The sequence below is a fragment of the Saccharicrinis carchari genome (genome assembly GCF_900182605.1).
GTDB classification, from domain to species: Bacteria; Bacteroidota; Bacteroidia; order Bacteroidales; family Marinilabiliaceae; genus Saccharicrinis; species Saccharicrinis carchari.
Map to the genome: position 1 here is coordinate 44,223 of NZ_FXTB01000003.1, position 15,387 is coordinate 59,609.

The window sequence follows — 15,387 nt, forward strand, 5'->3', positions numbered from 1 at the left end:
AAGCGTTATAAAAAATTTAAAACGAATGGATAATTCTTTTAAAGTGGTGCAGCAATCCCATGTCCTTTTCAAACGCATTGCCCACCACAATAACATCGGCCCCTGCCTGGCAGGCATCCTCAACCTTTTGGGCGGTGTCCAGTCCGCCGCCCACTATCAGGGGCACCTCAATATTCTTTTTTACGGCAGAAATCATTTCCTGTGGTACGTGTTCACGTGCACCGCTTCCTGCTTCGAGATAAATAAGTTTTTTACCTAACATTTCGCCGGCCATGGCGGTGGCCACGGCTATTTCGGTTTTGTTTGCCGGAATAGGTCGTGTTTGGCTCATATACTCTACCGATGTTGCTGTGCCTCCCTCTATTAAAATATACCCCGTAGAAATTACCTCGATGCCTGAAGTTTTTAAAAACGGAGCCGAGGCAACATGGTTACCGATAAGCAGTTCGGGGTTACGACCAGATATCAGGGAAAGAAATAAAATACCATCGGCATTGGGACTGAGTTGCAACAAGCTGCCCGGAAACAAAACAACCGGTATGGTCATGCTCTCCTTTAACACTTTTACCACCGCATCCACTTTGCCAGCCACCAAGCTACCTCCTACCAATATTATATCGGGGCTGGCACTCTCCATGGCGGTAATAATTCTGATTATATTTTCATGTGGGAACTTATCAGGGTCAATAAGGACAGCAAATGTTTTTTTACCGCTGTTTGTTCTTCGTTGTATGGAGGATAATATCATGGCGTAAATTTTGAAACCTACGAACAGTTATTCTGCTAAAATTAGATTCAACTGCGAATGTAAGGAATTAGTTTTTCTTTAGGTCATATTAAAAATAGAACTATTAATCAATAGTTCTATCTATACCCCAACCATATTCCATCTTAATATAAAAACGAAACACAATACTTCGCGAAACAACTTCCGGGTAAACCAATTGGAATGCATGTTGTGCATTTTCTACGAGGCTAAATTCAATGTATATCAGCAATGATACACCAAGTAAAAGGCCGGTGTTGTTACATACTCAAAATCCATGGTATGGCAATCTTCAAAGTCAAAAGTGGCACGAATTGCTCCTTGCTTTTTTAATTGAAACGGATGACAGATGAAATTAATAGTAAAGATACTGTTTTTGCGGTCGTACATTTTATACATCGTTTCTTTCAGGCACCACATCATGGTGTAATACTCCACTTTTTTATCTTCCGGAATAAATAGCTCCTCCTGTGGACTCACAAAACGTTTATATACCCGCGCTACCCTTTCGGAGGGATATTCGATATCAATACCAGCAAATTCTCCTCTGGAAAACGCAACGGCCACGTACCCCTTGGTGTGGCTGATACTTATTTTAAAATCGGAGTTTTTAATCACCGGTTTTCCAGAATCAAGATAATCAATAACCGCATCAATGCCAAGGACTTCTTTAATGAGACATCGCGTAGCTAAAAATTCTTTTTTACGGCTTTCCAGTTTATAGGCGTTTACTTTGTCCCGGTCCTTTTGGTGCAAGTTCAGTTTTGAGAACAGCACATCCAAAGACTCTTTCATTTTCCATACCGCCACAGTGCCACCCGTATCTGTTTCTTTGTGAAGTAGTAAAGGCATAATTTATAGTTTGGGCATCTCTTTCCATTCAAAAGTTTCCATTAAATGGACAATATCCGTTTTAACAAAATCTATTACGGGTGCCAGGGAGTCCTTGTTAGGCACAGAATTAAAATATAAGGATCCGCGCACAAAATTGCGGACACTATCGGTTAAGTAAAACTGTACGGGCGAGGCGGCATCTCCCTTTATATCAAAGAGGGTACCATACACATTTTTATCGGCCGATATAAACAAACGCTCTGCTATGGCATCGGCTTTAACGGAATGCTTGTAAGCCAGCTTGCGGCTGTCTTCCAACATCTCATTTAAATTATTATCAACAGCTTTATAACTGATATGCAAAATACCGTTAAGATTTGGATAATTAATATTGTACCAATATTTTTCTCTTGTCTGGGGCTGCGCTCCATCGCCCACCTCGGTATAAACGGGTAGGTCAAAAGTGTAAGGTGATTTTTTGTTAAAAGGCTTATAATCATGTTCCGGAAATGCGATACGGTAATAACCACGCGGTTTGGGGGTACCATGCTGCTTGCATCCTGCCATAAAAATAATAGCCATTGTAAACATGGCTAATAAAACAATCTCCCTCTTCATAAGCATATTTTTAATTTACAGGTTTTTTTTCAAACCTAAGTTTTCGTATCCTGCGCATATCAACAGCCACCACAGTAAACAAATAGTCCCCATAACGGATTCTGTCATTTTTTTCAGGCATCTCTCCTTTTATCTCCAATATCAGTCCTGCCAGAGTTTCCGCTTCGCCTTTTACCTTTTCAAATTCCGCTTCATCGATCTCCGTTACTTTATGAAAGTCGTTAAGCAATATCTTACCCTCAAAAATAATACTCCCATCGGGTTCTACTACATAAAACGATTCGTCCTCATCGTTTTCGTCGGATATTTCTCCCACAATTTCTTCCAAAATATCTTCTAAGGTAACAATGCCCGAAGTGCCGCCATACTCATCTACCACTATGGCCATATGTATTTTATTGAGTTGGAATTCCTCCAGTAAATCATCAATTTTTTTTGTTTCGGGTACAAAATAGGGAGTACGTATAAGCTCCTGCCACTTAAAGTCCTTATCGCAATCCAAATGCGGGAGTAAATCCTTAACGTAAAGTACGCCTTTAACATTATCAGGCGTGTTTTCAAATATAGGCATTCTGCTGTAGCCCCATTCCACAATCTCGGCCAGTACTTTGTTGTAATCGGCCGTTATATCAATATCGATTACATCTACGCGGGCTTTCATAATTTCTGCCGCGCTGATATTGCCAAATTTTACTATACCCTCTAACAATTCTTTTTCGTCGGTAATCTCATCGCTTGTAAGTTGCAGGGCATGCGACAGGTCGTCCAGGGAGATCGTTCCCGTTTTGTTACCCATTTTTTTGTTTACGAAGCTCGTGGATTTAACTAAAATAGCACTTAAAGGACTAAACACTACCTTGAGAATTAAAACAGGATATGACATGATTTCGGCAAAATTACGCGAAAATCGGGATGCGTACACCTTAGGCATTATTTCGCCAAAAAATAATATCAGCGAAGTAATACCAATAACTTCTACTGCAAACTGCACCCATAAAGGTTCGCCGAACTTAATTAAGGAGGGGGTAATAAAGGCCGCCAGTATTACGATACCCACATTTACAAAGTTGTTGCCAATTAGTATAGTGGCCAGCAATTGTTCCGGCTTTTTTAGATGTTTCAATATTAATTTACCACTTCGGGTATTCTTATCTTCGAGATATTGCAGATCGCTTGGGTTAAGCGAAAAGAAAGCTACCTCCGAACCGGAAAGCATAGCTGAGCACATCAGTAAAATAAATAACACCAGCATAGATATGAAGGTACCCAAGGTTAGGGGCAACCATTCAATGGTAGTTATCAACGGAAATACGAACAAGTTAATCAGGTCTGTTTCCAAGAAATAAAAAGTTAGTTAAATATTAAAAGGGTAAATCATCCTCTTCGGGCGAACCCTCGTTTGAGTCATTATTACTATATTGAGTTGGAGATTGCTGCGGTGGTGATGAAACGGGCTGCTGATTTTGGGGCGCCGCCGATGTACCGGTATTTGCTGCCTGACCAGTGCTGGAGGGATTATCCGACTTACGGCCCAACATCTGCAAATTTTCAACAATTACTTCGGTAGTGTACCTTTTATTACCATCCTTGTCGTCCCACGAGCGAGTACGTAACTTCCCCTCTATATAAAGTTGTGTTCCTTTTTTAACGTAGCTTTCTACCACTTTGGCCAGCCCACCCCACACCGCCAAATTATGCCATTCGGTACGTTCCGGAATTTGCTGACCTGAACTGGTTGTAAAGCCTCGTTCAGTGGTAGCCAATGGGAAATTGGCCACAGCTCTGTCATTTTCAAAATATCTTACTTCAGGGTCTTTGCCCACGTTTCCTACTAAAATTACTTTATTTACTGACATGTTTGTTTAGACTGTAAGATTAACAAAAAGGTATTAATTTTTAAAAATATAAAATTACAAAACTTCCTATCCAATGCAAACATTATAATATACGCAAGAACCATAAAATAATAGATGATTCTATTTACAACTATTCCTTTAGCATTTGCCCGCAAAGTTAACAATAAAATTATCGTGAGTTAATTTTTCACTCTCCAATTGCAGCGCCTAATGGTTTGGGAAAAGCATAATCGTCAAGATTACTAATAGGTACAATCTGATAACCTAAGGCTTTTACGCTTTCAATTGTATCAATTTGGATATTTAAGATGGTGAGGTGTAAGATTTGATGGGTAAGTTGATGCTTCACTCGCCTTTCCGAGATAATTTTACATTCCTGATTACCTGATAGCATATTAAATTCATGTAATGCCAGCAGTTTATTTACAGATATATTGGTTTCGGTTTCAATCAGTGGAAATTGATATAAACCTTCCCAAATATCTTTATTGTTACGACGTTGAATAATGGTTTTGTTATTCCTGTCTTCCAAAAACAGATAAAACATATACCGGTGTTTCATCTTAATCTTTTTTCCTTTAACCGGAAGCAAGTCTACTTGCTTATTAACGTACGCCCAACAAGCATCTTTAAAAATACAGGTAGTACATAATGGAAGCTTGGGTTTGCAATGTAAAGCACCAAACTCCATTATGGCCTGATTAAATGTTCCTTTATCGTGCCCATGATTAAGCGTGTGTGCCAGGTCTTCAATTTTCTTTTTGCCTGCTGCAGAATCTATGGGTGTTTTTATTCCATAAATACGCGTGAGCACTCTAAACACGTTACCGTCAACCACCGTTCGATACTCATTGTAGCAAATACTGCTAATGGCAGCCGCTGTGTACGCACCAATACCTTTTAGTTTTAACAGACCCTCGTAGGTTTTGGGAAACACTCCATTTAATTCGTGCGAAACATATTTAGCTGTATGATGCATGTTGCGCGCCCTGGAATAATAGCCCAGACCCTCCCAACATTTCAACACCGCATCTTCACTGGCAGCGGCCAGATGATGTACTGAAGGAAATTGGTCCAAAAATTTATGATAATAAGCTAAGCCTTGATTTACACGCGTTTGCTGAAGTATGATTTCCGACACCCATATACGATAAACATCCTTTGTTTTGCGCCAGGGTAAGTCGCGCCTATTCTCTTTATACCACAAAATCAAGTCAATAACAAAACCTGCCATCTTGTTTTTTTTGTCAAAAATAGAGTTTTTGTTTTTTATTTTTCAAATTCGTTATATCTTTGCAGTCTTATTTTGAGAATATTAATGTAATCAGTTGATAATTAAATAATTTAAAACAAAGATGACAAAGGCTGATATTGTAAACGAGATTTCAAAAGATACCGGAATAGAGAAGGTTACCGTACAAAAAGCGATCGAAGCTTTTATGGAAACTATCAAAGGTTCTTTAGTGGGAGGTAAAAATGTTTATTTGCGAGGATTTGGGAGTTTTATTGTAAAGGAAAGAGCTGAAAAAACCGCTCGCAACATTTCAAAAAATACCACCATTATTATCCCAAAGCATTTTATTCCGGCATTCAAGCCTTCTAAAAGCTTCGTTACCAATGTAAAAGAAAACGTAAAATAATTGGTTATTAACAGTTAAAAATTTTATAGCATGCCAAGCGGAAAAAAAAGAAAAAGACATAAGATGTCTACGCATAAGCGGAAAAAAAGACTTAGGAAAAACAGACACAAGAAGAGGAAATAATCTTCCATATCTTATTGTGAAAACATAATAAAGAACAAACATGAAGGATTAATTCTGCACTGTTTGTTCTTTGTTTTATGTGCTAATAAATTCCCGCACATAGGCGGGATAAAAGTTCTTATTTATATTGAAATACCTACTATTGTGAGTGCAGAACTATTTGTTGATGTATCTCCCGACGAGCTTTCGATTGCATTGCTCGAAGACAGAAGGTTGGTAGAGTTAAGAAAAGAAAAAATCGACATACAGTTTACCGTTGGCGATATTTATCTGGGAAAGGTAAAAAAAATTATGCCGGGGCTAAACGCTGCCTTTGTTGATGTTGGATACGAAAAAGATGCTTTTTTGCATTATTTAGATCTTGGACCCCAATTTCGTACCCTGCAAAAATTTCTTAACATGGCCAAGACCGCTAAAAAGGGAGGTGTTGACTTACACAAAATTAAAACTGAGATGGATATCGATAAAAACGGTTCCATAGCAGATGTTCTCTCCGCAGGTCAGGAAGTAATGGTGCAAATTGCCAAGGAACCTATTTCAACCAAGGGACCAAGGCTCACTTCCGAATTATCTATTGCAGGACGAAATCTTGTATTAATGCCCTTTTCAGATAAGGTTTCAGTAAGCCAGAAAATAAAATCGGCCGAGGAAAGAAACCGACTGAAGAAGCTGTTAATCAGTATTAAACCCAAAAATTTTGGGGTAATCGTTCGAACCGTGGCTGAAGGCAAAAGAGTAGCCGAACTGGATAAGGAACTAAAAACCCTTACCCGTCGTTGGGACGAATCTACTGCCAAAATATTCAATCTAAAGCCACGCGCCCTCGTTGTTGGCGAAATAGGCCGTACTTCGGCCATACTCAGGGATATCATGAGCCCTGATTTCAACAGTATTCATATTTCCGATAAGGAAATGTGCAAAGAGGTAAAAGAATATGTGGGTTTGATTGCGCCCGATCGAGAAAAAATTGTTCGAGAATTTAAAGGGGACACCCCCCTGTTTGACCAATTTGGCATCGAAAAACAAATTAAAGCACTTTTTGGGAAAACCGTATCCTTTAAAAGTGGAGCATATCTTATAATCGAGCATACTGAGGCATTTCATGTTATCGACGTAAATAGCGGTAACCGCTCTAAAAATGCGAGTAGCCAGGAAAATACGGCCTTGGATGTTAACCTCGCTGCCGCCGAAGAAATTGCCCGTCAGCTAAGGTTGAGGGACATGGGTGGTATTATTGTGGTGGATTTTATTGATATGCAAAAGGCCGAACACAGGCAAAAAGTGTTTGAGAAAATGAAGGAAGCGATGACTCCGGATAGGACAAAGCACAATATCCTTCCGTTGAGCAAGTTCGGTCTCATGCAAATTACACGCCAACGTGTACGTCCGGAATTAACCATCGAAACCGATGAATCGTGCCCTACCTGCTTCGGAACAGGTAAAATTGCACCCGCCATCCTACTGGAGGAGAAATTGGAAGACAGCCTGAAAAGAGCTGTCGAACAACAAAAAAATAAAAATTTGACCCTGAAGGTTCATCCTTACGTTGAAGCGTATCTAACAAAAGGTTTCCCATCAATATTTTTGAAATGGAGATTCAGATACGGTTTCGCACTTAAGCTGATCGCTTCCGCCTCATTAAGCTTTTTGGAGTTCAAGATCTTCGATAATAAAAATAAAAACAAAAAGGTTGACCTGTAAGGTCAACCTTTTTTTATTAATATTGCATTTTAGCAATAAAATGAGTTCAGAATGAAACAAACGGTTCGAACGTTGGCCCTTCTATCTATTATCGTAGCCTGCGCCTGCGGCAACGAAACCTCAGATTTTTGTTTGTCCAACCAACAGTCGGTACAAGCTGGTTTTTACTCGGCCTACGCTATTGACGATAAAGATACTTCCGTGGCCAATGTGTTAGTATACAGCCCCACTGTAGATAGTATTCCCTACGATAGCGTAACCGTAAACAATTTGTATTTACCCTTAAGCTTGCACAAAGATACCTCGCAGTTTATAATAGAATTAAACTCCTTGAAGGATACCGTAACATTTGTGCATCAAAAGGAACTCAACTTTGTATCGGGCGAGTGCGGTTTTGTTTTTTCATTATACTTAGATACCATTTTATACTCTGATGTTTCGTTTATTGATACGGTGGTAATTGTTAACGACGAAATAATTTACAACGAAAACTTTGAAAATGTTAAGATATATCTTTATTAATTTATCACTCATTTTGTTTTTGTTACCTGCAATCAGTCAGGATTATTCGCAGCCACGAAGCGATCGTGAACGGCAAAAATTACAAGATGAGGAAGGTACTCCGCTAAAAAAAAAGGAAAAAATTCCCTATCCCGACAAAAAGCGCGGAACCGAGCTGGGTATTGATATTTCCAGATTTTTTATACCCCTATTCGATGACGACAGAATTGCCATTGAAGCTAGCATACGCAGTAATTTAGGTAAACGCACTTTTTTTGTGGGCTCCTTAGGATCGGATCGTGTAGCTTTCGACGATAAATCATACACATATGAATCAACCGGAATCTATGCTACCGCAGGTGTGGATTACGATATTTTTGCGGTAGCAGAAGAAGGCAATAACGATAACATATTGGTAGGGTTGCGCTATGGATATGCTATACAAGAACATGGCGCAAGTTCAATTACCATCTACGAAGGCTATTGGGGTGATTTCACGAGCTCCATTTCGCCCTACACTTTGAGTACCCATTGGGTAGAAGCTGTTGTTGGATTACGAAGCGAAGTGCTCAATAACTTTTATATGAGCTGGATGATACACATAAAAGGCAAAATAAATTCGAGTAACACCGAATTGCTTGAACCGTATACTGTTCCTGGTTTTGGAACAGGTTCAAACAGCTTTAATTTAGGGTTTTCGTATGTGTTGGCTTATCAAATTCCCTGGGGAAACACAAAAAGATAAAATAATAATACACCCGTGATATTATAATATGGAAGCTGCAAAAACGCCTAACATAGTAGCTATTCCGAAACTTAACAAAGTGCCTACCAATATATACTCATTTTTATACGACGATTTATAACGTAGTATTGATTTGGCAGCTATTATAAGCCCCACAGCGGCATATTGCGAAACCAATATTAAAGAAAATACCAGGTACCGCTCCATAATACCTATAAGTTTTCCTGCATTTGGCAAACTTTTTTCATTTGTAATTTCATGTTCCGTATCGTCAATTGGTGTTTCAATCTTAAAAACCATAAATATATTTTTCATGCAAATATTTGTAGGCTTAGACAGTAAAACAAACCCAAAAACAATTAACACTACATTATACGGTATATTTAAATAATAGCTCTGGGGGCAAAAGTTTAGATATAATACCGATATGGTTGTAAGAATGAGTAGATGCATCAACTGATCGTAAAAAAAATAATTAATTGTTTTGTTAGCACGTTTAGCCTGAATCTGCAAATAGCTTTTTAAAACATCGGTACCAAAGTGCAATATGGTTATTGCCAAAGCGGCGCTCCAAAACTGTACATCGAATGACAAGATAAAAGAACAGGCAAACACCACCATAGCATGATAAATATGATGAACCGTAACTACTTTTTGTCGCTTTAAATTGCTCCATCGCTGTGGTTGGAGTAAATAATCGGCCAATAGGTGAGCGGTAACTTGTAGCAGAATTAGTTTAGGAATCATCGCGTAAAGTATTTTTCGAAGTAATTTACTGATTTTTGTATGGATAGCCAACCGGCGGCCGTAGAGTGCTGGCTTATGGTGGATTGGATTTTACCAAGATTATTGCTTATTTCTTTTTCGCTTAAACCCAATAATTTGTAATAGATTACTTCGCATTGTTTAGCAGAACATCGCGAAATGACCGTATCCAATAAAAATACAATGGCATCAAAATTATCTTGTATTTGCTTATCCGGACTACGAAAGTACATCGTTCTTTTAATAGTTACCTTGCTTTTATCAGAAGTGCTAAGCTTTTTAATGGTTCTGCCCGATAGATAAATAGCTTCTCCATCAAGTATAGCATGCTCCACATCAATTTTATTTAATGGTGCAACAGCAATGGCTAATCGAACAGCATATTCCTTAAAATACCGAATACGAGGGTGGTTACTTTCGGTGATTTTATTGGTGAATGATTTTATATAGGTTTTAAGAATAAGTGCAATTCGCAGGGCATACTGAGGCGAATCCATAGCACATTCTATGTAATCTCCTTGCGCCATACGCCCATAAAATTGGTTGCTGCGATATCTGATAGTCAAATCGCTTAACAGCTGTTTGATTTCTGCTCCAAGGTTAATCTTATCCTTGTGATTTAATGCCGTATAGGAAATGATATCGGCCGATATAGTTGCTTTATTGCACATTAAATTAGTTATTAAGCTAATACTTATATACTATGGGCTAATTTACTAATAATTTAATAATATTACTATATTTAACCATATAAATATTGCATGACATAACTAAATATTTGCAATCGCTTTGTTAGTATAATCTGCAATAGTGTATTTTATTAGCTTATTTACTAATAACTAACATCTATCAGCATATTAACCAATTTATGCCAAAATATATTCTCATAAAAGTATCAAAATACATTTGCTTTAAACCCATTCGAATAAATTCATAAAAAAAGGCCATCCGCATAACGAACAGCCCTTCATTTAAATAATACTTAACTTTTACAAATCAAATACGGCTTTAATCTCTTCTACGAAATCAAGTTTTTCCCAGGTAAAAAATTCTACCTCCTTTTCTACGTCTAATCCGTTTTGTTTAACCACCACCTTTTGTTTATATGGCTTACGCCCCATATGTCCATAGGCAGCTGTAGGTTCAAATATTGGATTTTTAAGTCCAAATCTTTTTACAATGGCCGAAGGGCGCATATCAAAAATGGCACTAATTTCATTGGCTATTTGTTCATCCGATAAATTCACCTTAGCCGTACCATAGGTATTAACAAACAAACCTACCGGATCTGCAAGTCCAATAGCATAGGCTACTTGCACCAGAGCCTCTTCCGCAACACCTGCGGCAACCATGTTTTTTGCAATATGACGGGCAGCATAAGCAGCCGACCTGTCCACTTTTGAGCTATCCTTACCCGAAAACGCACCTCCTCCATGAGCTCCTTTTCCACCGTAGGTATCCACGATTACCTTTCGTCCGGTTAATCCTGTGTCGCCATGCGGCCCACCAATAACAAACTTGCCTGTTGGATTGACATGTAAAATATAACTATCGTCAATAAGCGCCTGGTCCTGCTTTTGTAATTTATTTTTCGTTCGTGGAATCAAAATGCTCTGAATATCGTGCTTTATCTTTGCCAGCATGGCTTGCTCCTCATCAAAATCATCGTGCTGGGTAGATATTACAATGGTGTGCACCCGTATTGGTTTGTTGTCGTCACCATACTCCATGGTAACCTGCGATTTAGAATCGGGACGCAAATAAGTCATTTCTTTATTTTCGCGGCGGATGGCAGCCAGCTCAATGAGTAATTGATGCGATAGCTGCAATGGGAATGGCATATAATCCTCTGTTTCCTTGCAGGCATACCCAAACATCATCCCTTGGTCGCCAGCCCCCTGATCTTCCGGGTTTTCTTGTTCTACCCCCCGACTAATGTCTTCGCTTTGCTCGTGTATGGCAGAAATAACGCCACACGAGCTCCCATCGAACATATACCCGGCCTCTGTGTAGCCTATGCGGTTGATTACTTCACGTGCAATTTTCTGAACCGGCACATATCCTTTAGTTTTAACTTCGCCGCTTAAAACAACCAATCCGGTTGTTACCAATGTTTCTGCCGCAACTTTTGATTCCGCATCTTGACGCAAGAATTCATCTAAAAGTGCATCTGAAATTTGGTCGGCTACCTTGTCCGGATGTCCTTCGGATACGGACTCCGATGTAAATAAATATCCCATTATTTTATGTGATTTAATGGTAAAAAAATGTGTGGATAGCTAAAAAAGGGAAAGCATATAATGCGTTTTAGCACTTTTTTAGAGTGGTTGCAATCAGTCAAATCCATCCACTATCTTTAAATTGACTATGCAAAAGTATAAAACATTATTGGTATTGCACAAGTAAAAGTATGTTTTTTCGCATTTCAAATACATATGATATAGTAAAACAAAGGTCGCAAAGCCTTACACGATAAACAATTACCTGCAATAACTCATTTTTTATAGTTTTTTTATTAAAAATATTTGGTGACAATGTTATTTGCTATATCTTTGCATCCGCATTTGAGAAACAAAAAGATCTCAGGTGTTTTATGCTCCGTTCGTCTAGGGGTTAGGACGCCAGGTTTTCATCCTGGTAACAGGGGTTCGATTCCCCTACGGAGTACTTTTAAAAAAATACATAATTTTAGGGTTATACAACATGGCAAATCATAAGTCGGCGTTAAAAAGAAATCGTCAAGCACAAAAGAAGAGAGTACACAACAGGTACTATGCAAAAACTGGTCGTAATGCGGTTAGAAAATTACGCGCTACAGTTGAAAAAGATGCTGCAACAGAAATGTTTCCGAAGGTGGCTGCCATTCTTGACAAGCTAGCCAAAAAGAACATTATACATAAAAATAAAGCTTCTAACTTAAAGTCAAAGTTAGCCAAGCACATAAGCAAGCTTTAAATTAAAGCCTTACATGCTCCGTTCGTCTAGGGGTTAGGACGCCAGGTTTTCATCCTGGTAACAGGGGTTCGATTCCCCTACGGAGTACACTAATACCTCCATGCCACAGGCATGGGGGTATTTTTGTTTATACCCACTTGATTGTTAACAACATGTTGTTTATCTTATACTATAAAATAAGCACCATGACGTATCACAAGCTAAGTATAAAAAAGTGGGCCTTGGAAGATAGACCAAGGGAAAAAATGATTTCGAAAGGGATATCCAGCCTCTCCAATGCCGAGCTAATTGCCATTTTAATCGGTTCGGGCAACAGAGACGAGTCGGCGGTAGATGTATCTAAACGGATATTAAACGACGTAGACAATAACCTGAACGAACTGGGTAAGCTGAGCATCGAGAAGCTCAGGCGCGATTACCGTGGCATAGGAGAGGCAAAAGCTATATGCATAGTTGCCGCCATGGAGCTGGGAAGACGACGCAAACTGGAGCAGGCAAAAGAGAAGCCAAAAATTACAAACAGCAGCGACGTATATGATTTGATGCATCCCCTGCTGGCCGATCTTCCCCATGAGGAATTTTGGATTCTCCTGCTGAACCGCGCCAACAAAGTTATGTCTATCCAAAAAATCAGTCAGGGCGGTGTAGCCGGCACCGTAATGGATTCCAAAATAATTATGCGTGCCGCTATTGATCAGCTGGCTTCGTCTATAATCTTGTGCCACAACCACCCATCCGGTAACATCATGCCCAGCCGTCAGGATAAAAACATTACACAAAAATTAAAGGAAGCAGGTAGCACGATGGACATCCCCATATTAGATCATATTATAGTTACCGACGCAGGTTTTTATAGCTTTGCCGATGAAGGAGATTTGTAATCGTACACTGAACTTTCTTGATAAAATAATAAAGCTTATAGATTCCATACTTTTTAAGTTGACTACCTATGTTAACCAAAAGTTCAAAATTCTCATAGTTTTGTTTATAAAAAGAGAAGTATTCGGCCTCGTCGTAAAAAATAGATTCTTTATAGCAATCCCACCAAGCATCACCAAATAATTTTGGCTTGCTCCATGGTTTGTTTAATGTATAATGAAAAACATGCGGTTTGGCAATATGAATATCCTGCATAATGCTGTTCAGGTTGTAATTATAACTTGCAGATAAAAATTTTATTTGTCCTTTAAATAGGATATTTAAGATATCCTGATCTTGATACAGAAGCTTCTTGCCGAGCAGTTGAGGTAGTTTTTTACGAAAAACACCATCGATGTTAATTTTATCGTTATTGAACAAAAGGATACCAGCATTCACATATTCGCCGGGCTCCAAGTTTAAACTTTTAATATACGCGCTCGCCATTTTCGTACATTTGTTAGGATACTCCTGCACCCCCGCAATAGACACCTTATTCATATTTATTTCTAACAAGCCGGATATATCGCTATTATAAATAATATCTACATCTGAGTATAAAACTATGGAGTAGTGTTTTAGCAGGTCCGGTATCAATAGGCGATAATAACTTTCAATGGACACGTTACGAACCTCGTACTCATTTTTAAAAGCATCGTAAACATTAATATAATGGATGGTACAATTATCAAAATGCTTTTCTAATTGGCTAATTTTGTTTTTTGAGTGACTGCTCAGACGATTACCTGCATGCAATATATGTATATCGAAAACTACTCCATCTCTGGCATTTTTTAACAACGAAGTAATACACACGCCTGCAGGAACCGTGTATTTGTCGTTAAAGCTGAATACGATAGGAATCCTCATGGCCACCTGTTATTTTTGTTTAATAGATTGAAGCAAGGCCGTCCACTGATGCACAATTTTATCGCCATGCAAATGGCTAACACTTTGTTTGGAATTTTTTTGGCAACGCGCGTACAACTCTTCATCGTAATACATCCGCTCCATGGCTCGTGCCAGTGCTACATGGTTATAGTTTTCAACCAGTAATCCGTTTACCTCGTTTTCGACAATTTCTTCCGTTCCCCTGCAATTTACTGACACTACCGGCACCCCAAGTGCCAGTGATTCAATAAGCGCCCTGGGGAAACCCTCAAAGTGACTGCATAAAACTAAAAATCGCGCATTAACTATTTGTGTGGCAATATCGTTAGTGAAAGGATATATTTTAACAAAATCAGCAATGCCATTTTCTTCAATTTTATACTGGAGCATAGCTTTGTCCTTACCTTCTCCAAAAATTTTTACTCTTACTTCGTTTCTTATACAACTTGCATTGTACGCACTCAGCAATAAACTTATATTTTTTACATCATCTTCCAGACGCCCTAAAAATAAAATGTATCCGTTATTCTCAGTTGCTGGAATTTGTTCGGGCACTGTTTCTTCTATGGGATTGTAAATGGTTTGTACATTGTTGGTTTTAAATTTAGTTCGTATTTGCATCTCAATACCCTTCGACACACTTATAATCCTGGCTGCTTTATTTATCATCAGCCTGGAAACCATTTTGATAGGCGGGAAATATATGCTCAAATCATTACTTCGTATAACATAAAAAAAGTCAATACCCCGATATAAATAGTACATATAAAAGAGCTCTCTGAACGAAAGCTGATGTGCCCTATTGTCAATAATATAATCAAAATTGTTCTCCTTAAGGTATTTTCGCAATTTGATAAAAGCACGTGCCTTGCTCCTTAAAGTATTACCTTTTATCAAACCAAAATTCAGGAGCTTTCCTGAATATGTATATTTTATATCGTCAGTCAAAGATACAATATGCACTATGTAACCTTTCTGTACAAGGATTTTTGAAAGTACCGCAGTAGATTTTTCTGCCCCCCCATTGGCCAGCGAAACAGTAAAAAGACACACTTTTTTTGTTTGGTACATCAT

The 15,387-nt window shown here is 38.6% G+C and carries 17 protein-coding genes and 2 tRNA genes; 8 read left to right on the forward strand and 11 right to left on the reverse strand.

The window, feature by feature from the left end; translation table 11 throughout:
• Positions 1-16 precede the first annotated feature (16 nt).
• The 6 genes from FN809_RS06815 to mutY form a co-directional block, all read right to left on the reverse strand.
• Positions 17-748, reverse strand: a complete 732-nt coding sequence (locus FN809_RS06815; RefSeq protein WP_142532760.1) for a geranylgeranylglyceryl/heptaprenylglyceryl phosphate synthase — start codon at positions 746-748, stop codon at positions 17-19.
• A 243-nt stretch (positions 749-991) separates the two neighbouring features.
• A complete protein-coding gene (locus FN809_RS06820) occupies positions 992-1,618 on the reverse strand; it encodes a 4'-phosphopantetheinyl transferase family protein (protein ID WP_142532761.1) in 627 nt (208 codons plus the stop codon).
• 3 nt (positions 1,619-1,621) lie between these two features.
• Positions 1,622-2,218 carry a gliding motility lipoprotein GldD gene (gene gldD / locus FN809_RS06825; protein ID WP_142532762.1) on the reverse strand — a complete coding sequence of 199 codons (597 nt, stop codon included), beginning with the start codon at positions 2,216-2,218 and terminating at the stop codon, positions 1,622-1,624.
• Positions 2,219-2,228: 10 nt separating this feature from the next.
• Positions 2,229-3,557 carry a gliding motility-associated protein GldE gene (gldE, locus tag FN809_RS06830; RefSeq protein WP_246095505.1) on the reverse strand — a complete coding sequence of 443 codons (1,329 nt, stop codon included), beginning with the start codon at positions 3,555-3,557 and terminating at the stop codon, positions 2,229-2,231.
• Positions 3,558-3,579: 22 nt separating this feature from the next.
• A complete protein-coding gene (locus FN809_RS06835; protein ID WP_142532763.1) occupies positions 3,580-4,074 on the reverse strand; it encodes a single-stranded DNA-binding protein in 495 nt (164 codons plus the stop codon).
• A gap of 187 nt (positions 4,075-4,261) precedes the next feature.
• Positions 4,262-5,308, reverse strand: coding sequence for an A/G-specific adenine glycosylase (mutY, locus tag FN809_RS06840; protein WP_142532764.1), 1,047 nt, complete (start codon positions 5,306-5,308; stop codon positions 4,262-4,264).
• Positions 5,309-5,429: 121 nt separating this feature from the next.
• On the opposite strand from mutY, the gene FN809_RS06845 reads away from it, so the two are divergent.
• The 4 genes from FN809_RS06845 to FN809_RS06860 all read left to right on the forward strand — a co-directional run bounded on the left by FN809_RS06845 (position 5,430) and on the right by FN809_RS06860 (position 8,784).
• Positions 5,430-5,714 carry an HU family DNA-binding protein gene (locus FN809_RS06845; RefSeq protein WP_142532765.1) on the forward strand — a complete coding sequence of 95 codons (285 nt, stop codon included), beginning with the start codon at positions 5,430-5,432 and terminating at the stop codon, positions 5,712-5,714.
• A 267-nt stretch (positions 5,715-5,981) separates the two neighbouring features.
• Complete coding sequence (locus tag FN809_RS06850; RefSeq protein ID WP_142532766.1) at positions 5,982-7,538, forward strand: Rne/Rng family ribonuclease; 1,557 nt, start codon at positions 5,982-5,984, stop codon at positions 7,536-7,538.
• A 51-nt stretch (positions 7,539-7,589) separates the two neighbouring features.
• Positions 7,590-8,060 carry a DUF6452 family protein gene (locus FN809_RS06855; protein WP_142532767.1) on the forward strand — a complete coding sequence of 157 codons (471 nt, stop codon included), beginning with the start codon at positions 7,590-7,592 and terminating at the stop codon, positions 8,058-8,060.
• On the forward strand, positions 8,038-8,784 hold the full coding sequence (locus FN809_RS06860; RefSeq protein ID WP_142532768.1) for a DUF6048 family protein: 747 nt from the start codon (positions 8,038-8,040) through the stop codon (positions 8,782-8,784). The genes FN809_RS06855 and FN809_RS06860 overlap by 23 nt, the downstream gene beginning before the upstream one ends.
• A gap of 21 nt (positions 8,785-8,805) precedes the next feature.
• Here FN809_RS06860 and FN809_RS06865 read toward each other — a convergent pair whose 3' ends face one another.
• The 3 genes from FN809_RS06865 to metK all read right to left on the reverse strand — a co-directional run bounded on the left by FN809_RS06865 (position 8,806) and on the right by metK (position 11,789).
• Positions 8,806-9,531, reverse strand: a complete 726-nt coding sequence (locus FN809_RS06865) for a DUF3307 domain-containing protein (RefSeq protein WP_142532769.1) — start codon at positions 9,529-9,531, stop codon at positions 8,806-8,808.
• Positions 9,528-10,220, reverse strand: coding sequence for a fumarate hydratase (locus FN809_RS06870; RefSeq protein WP_142532770.1), 693 nt, complete (start codon positions 10,218-10,220; stop codon positions 9,528-9,530). The genes FN809_RS06865 and FN809_RS06870 overlap by 4 nt, the downstream gene beginning before the upstream one ends.
• Positions 10,221-10,538: 318 nt before the next feature.
• The gene (metK, locus tag FN809_RS06875; protein WP_142532771.1) at positions 10,539-11,789 is read right to left on the reverse strand and encodes a methionine adenosyltransferase; all 1,251 of its coding nucleotides are present in this window, start codon (positions 11,787-11,789) and stop codon (positions 10,539-10,541) included.
• 355 nt (positions 11,790-12,144) lie between these two features.
• On the opposite strand from metK, the gene FN809_RS06880 reads away from it, so the two are divergent.
• From FN809_RS06880 to radC, 4 genes are all read left to right on the forward strand, one after another.
• Positions 12,145-12,216: transfer RNA gene (locus tag FN809_RS06880), tRNA-Glu, on the forward strand.
• A 36-nt stretch (positions 12,217-12,252) separates the two neighbouring features.
• Complete coding sequence (gene rpsT / locus FN809_RS06885) at positions 12,253-12,504, forward strand: 30S ribosomal protein S20 (protein WP_142532772.1); 252 nt, start codon at positions 12,253-12,255, stop codon at positions 12,502-12,504.
• Positions 12,505-12,519: 15 nt separating this feature from the next.
• Positions 12,520-12,591: transfer RNA gene (locus FN809_RS06890), tRNA-Glu, on the forward strand.
• Positions 12,592-12,689: 98 nt separating this feature from the next.
• The gene (radC, locus tag FN809_RS06895) at positions 12,690-13,385 is read left to right on the forward strand and encodes a RadC family protein (RefSeq protein ID WP_142532773.1); all 696 of its coding nucleotides are present in this window, start codon (positions 12,690-12,692) and stop codon (positions 13,383-13,385) included.
• Here radC and FN809_RS06900 read toward each other — a convergent pair.
• Positions 13,339-14,292: a glycosyltransferase family 8 protein gene (locus FN809_RS06900; RefSeq protein WP_142532774.1), complete on the reverse strand. Its 954-nt coding sequence runs from the start codon at positions 14,290-14,292 to the stop codon at positions 13,339-13,341. The genes radC and FN809_RS06900 overlap by 47 nt on opposite strands.
• A 9-nt stretch (positions 14,293-14,301) precedes the next feature.
• Complete coding sequence (locus tag FN809_RS06905; protein WP_142532775.1) at positions 14,302-15,387, reverse strand: glycosyltransferase; 1,086 nt, start codon at positions 15,385-15,387, stop codon at positions 14,302-14,304.